The sequence below is a fragment of the Streptomyces sp. NPDC102274 genome (assembly GCF_044766385.1).
GTDB lineage: Bacteria > Actinomycetota > Actinomycetes > Streptomycetales > Streptomycetaceae > Streptomyces.
In genome coordinates this window covers 1-3,805 of sequence record NZ_JBIWLW010000114.1, presented here as the reverse complement: position 1 = coordinate 3,805, position 3,805 = coordinate 1, and the positions used below count along the sequence as shown (strand labels likewise).

General features: G+C 65.6%; 1 protein-coding gene and 2 pseudogenes. 1 reads left to right on the top strand and 2 read right to left on the bottom strand.

What is annotated here, in order from left to right:
- Positions 1 to 342, bottom strand: a pseudogene (locus ACIRQP_RS42150) (IS1182 family transposase); the annotation flags it as partial.
- A 202-nt stretch (positions 343 to 544) separates the two neighbouring features.
- Positions 545 to 1,333 (bottom strand): annotated as a pseudogene (locus ACIRQP_RS42145) (transposase); the annotation flags it as partial.
- A gap of 745 nt (positions 1,334 to 2,078) precedes the next feature.
- Here ACIRQP_RS42145 and ltrA point away from each other — a divergent pair.
- Positions 2,079 to 3,443: a group II intron reverse transcriptase/maturase gene (gene ltrA / locus ACIRQP_RS42140; RefSeq protein ID WP_403900735.1), complete on the top strand. Its 1,365-nt coding sequence runs from the start codon at positions 2,079 to 2,081 to the stop codon at positions 3,441 to 3,443.
- The last annotated feature ends 362 nt before the right edge of the window (positions 3,444 to 3,805 follow it).

Sequence of the window (3,805 nt, the reverse complement as noted above, 5' to 3'; positions counted from 1 at the left end):
CTTGGGCCGGGTGGGATTCTTGCCCAGGCGGACTGGGCGGCCGTAGCGGCGTCCCCACTCCTCGTCGACCAGGGCGTCCAGCAGGTGCCCGGCGGCGCCGGCGACCTCCTCCAGCGCGGCACGTACCGCCTCGGTGACCAGCTCCAACCGGGTCAAGTCACGTACCGCGGCCAGGACATGGGTGGAATCGGTGCGTTGCGTGGTGCGCTCCCGCACCAGACCGGCCTCCTTGAGACGGGCCAGTGCGAGGTCGAGGAGGCGGTCGGCCCGGTCGCCCTGGGCGAGACGGTCGCGGAAGTCAGCCAGCACGCTGTGGTGGAAGCCGGGATCGTCCAGCTCCATGGCGTGAAGTCGGCCCGGAGCGCGGTTCCGGCCTTTCGGCCGGTCCGTTTCTCCGGACCGCTTCCCGCACCCGCCGTGCGGTTGGGTAGGCCGCCAGCGAGGTACCTGTGACCAGGCCCTTTTCCAACGGCCCCCCACCGAACCGGACGTGCGACGTTAATCGCATCCGGCTCTCCAGTGCCTTTTCTTTCTCATGAATTCAGCGGGTGGTGTCCGTTTGGGTGGTGACCTCGGGCTCGTGCCAGCTGTCGGGCTTGCTGAAGGTCAGGACCCCGCCGTGACGACGGGGTCGGCCGCCCTTGGGGCCGGACCGGGCGGGGCCCGGGTCGCGGAGCATCACCCGGTCCGAGCGCAGGCGGCCGACCAGGACGACGGGCAGGTCGGCCAGGGCGTGGGTGAGGTAGGCGGTGTCGTAGCCGGAGTCCATGACGATCAGGATCTCGGGATCGCCGGGCTGCCACTGCCTGGCCGCCCGTAGTCGCTCGACGACCTCGCGGAGCTGGGCGGCGGTGACCAGGGTGGCGTCGTCGGCCGGTCCCAGGCGCACGGCATCCAGCAGGGCGCACCAGGAGGTGCGGCCGGTCTCCAGAGCGGCGACGAAGGAGTACGGCCAGCCGGGGATCACCTGGTCCGAGCTGCGACCGGCACCACGTCCGTAGACGTGGCAGAACAGCCGGTCGTCGCTGGTCGGGGCGTCGGGACGCAGCCAGTTGCTCACATCCACGGCGAGCACGATCCGTCCGTCGGCCGCCCTCGGCACCGGCAGGCCGGCCAGGACACGGCGCAGACGCGTAGGCTCCAGCCAGCCCCGGTCCAGCGCGGCATACAGAGCGCCGTGACCACGCCGGTGTTCCGCCGCGAGGGACAGCTCGACCAGCGTCGCCACCGGCCCGTCCGCACACAGCACCGCCTCGGTGAGCTCGAAGAGCACATCCGCGCGTCGGTACAGACAGTCGTAGAACTCGACCCGAAAGCGGGACAAGCAGCCCAACGCCTCGCCTACGGACGCGTCGACAGGGAAGACTCATAAGCAGCGGCCGTTCCTTCCAGCTTCGTTACTCGACATCTCGAAGCGTGAGGAACGGCCGTGTCACGTATACCCGGATTTGAGATATCTCAGCAGGTCGAGTGACCTGCGAGGTTAAACGTCAAGCGTACGTCCAGCAGTCCGGACGTCATCGCAGCTCAGAAGGGATGTGAGTGATGTAACCGGACGTCAAGCTCAGGATAGCCAGCCGGTGCAAGTCCGGTCCGGGGAAACGCCAGGGTCCCCGGTAGTTGACTCCCGGCGTCACTCGAAATGGTGGCGTCGAAGTGGAGTGACAAGCGCCCTTCGGGGGCGTGCAACCAGCCAGTCCGCAACATGAAGTGAAGCCTGCAGCGTCGTCACTTAACCCCCGCCCGTGGGCGGGCCAAGGAGGAGCCGAGCCTGTGCTTGTTTGGCGAAGGCCATGGAAGGCGATCTTGGGCCTGGAGCGGTCGCCGAAGAACCTCCCGGCGTAAGGGGCGCGGAATGGTCGGAAGGTTGTCCTGGGAACTGGAGAGAGCCTCCTCGGCCCCGGGTTTGCGGCCCGGGAAGCGTGGCCTGCCTATAACCGGCAGAACCGGGAAATGGCGGGTTGCTGAGAGGCAGTCGGAGGGGGTCGTAGTAGTGGTGATCGGCGGGACAACACAACCCGCTGGGAGCGAAGGGCCCCTGCTTCATCGATGCGATTCGCCAACAGGGAGGGACCCGGATGAGTGCCGTATCGGCTAGTTCCATCCGCCGGGAGGAAGGCGTTGCAGGACCGGGCGGCCGTCCTTTGGACAAGGTTCGAGCCCTGCAACGGACGCTCTACCGCTGTGCCAAGCAAGAACCTGAACGCCGGTTTCACGCCCTGTATGGCCATGTCCACCGCATGGACGTTCTGAGGCGAGCGTGGGCCGGTGTGTGTGCAAACCGGGGTGCCCCCGGCGTGGACGGCATGACCGTCGACGCGGTGGAGACTTCGGGAGTGGATGCATTCCTCCAGGATCTTTCGCAGAGACTGCGGACGCATACGTATCGTCCGTCAGTGTTGCGGCGGGTCCAGATTCCCAAACCGGGGCGGCCGGGGGAGTTCCGGCCGCTTTCCATCCCCACCGTGGCGGACCGAGTGGTGATGACGGCTGCGAAACTGGTCCTTGAACCAGTATTCGAAGCCCAGTTCACCGAGGCGAGCTATGGATTCCGGCCGAAGCGGTCCGCGATCGACGCGTGCGAAGCCGTGCGTGTCGCCGCGAACCAGCGGCGGGAGTGGGTTTGCGAGGCCGATATCCGCGACTGTTTCGGAACGATCGACCATGAGGCGCTGATGGCCCAGGTGGCACGGTGTGTGGTGGACCGGCCGATGCTGAAGCTGATCCGGGCATGGCTGCGGATGGGAGTCCTGGAGGGCGGGGTGACCTCGCCTACCGGGGCGGGAACCCCTCAGGGCTCACCGATTTCCCCGTTGCTGGCAAATATCGCGCTGCACGTTCTCGACGAGGCGTGGCAGAACGAGGGTCGCCGGCTGGGGACGCTGGTGAGGTACTGCGATGATTTCGTAGTCCTGTCGCCGACGGAGCAACGGGCCGAACAGGCCCGTGAATTGGCGGCGCGAGTGCTGGAACGGCTCGGTATGCGATTACATCCTGAGAAGACCGGCATCGTCTGCCTCACCCGAGGTGGGCAGGGCTTCGACTTTCTCGGCTTCCACCACCGGAAGATGGAGTCGTGGAAATGGCGGGGCAGGTACTACTTGCAACGCTGGCCCTCGGTCAGAGCTATGCGGGTACTGCGGGACAAAGTCCGTGCGGCGACCGCTCGCTCGAAGACTGAGCGGCCGGTATCCGCCGTGGTAGCCGACCTCAACCCCGTGCTGCGGGGCTGGGCGGCGTACTTCCGTAATGGGAACTCCGGACGGAAATTCAACGTCGTCGACGGCTACGTCCATGAACGGTTGGCGATCTTCGCCAGCGCGAAACACAGACTCGCGGGCAGGAACTGGACCACTCGATTTACTTATGGGTGGATCACCCGGCTCGGTGTCTACCGTCTTACCGGAAACGTACACAGGGCGACAGTGCATGCCAGCCGGTGAACGATGTCGGAAAGCCGTGTGCGGGAGAACTGCATACACGGTTTGAAGCGGCGGGGACTGGAAACGGAGCATCAGCCACCGCGCCAGTCCCCGACCCTACTTAGAAGCCGTATCTCAACCGAACATGATCGCTTGATTCCTGCTGGTCATGCATGGTCCCGGTCCGGGTGAGGGAGACATCGGGCCCTTCGAACCCTCAACTACACTTCTCAAGCCGCATAACCCGTGTCCAACATCCGGGGTCAGGGCCCGAGATCCACACCTGATTCATGGCTCTGACAAGATTTTCGTAACCGTTGATCGTCTTCTCGGTTCTGGCCTTGGTGGATGGCTCGTTGGGGCAGGCTGGTGGCGTGTGATGT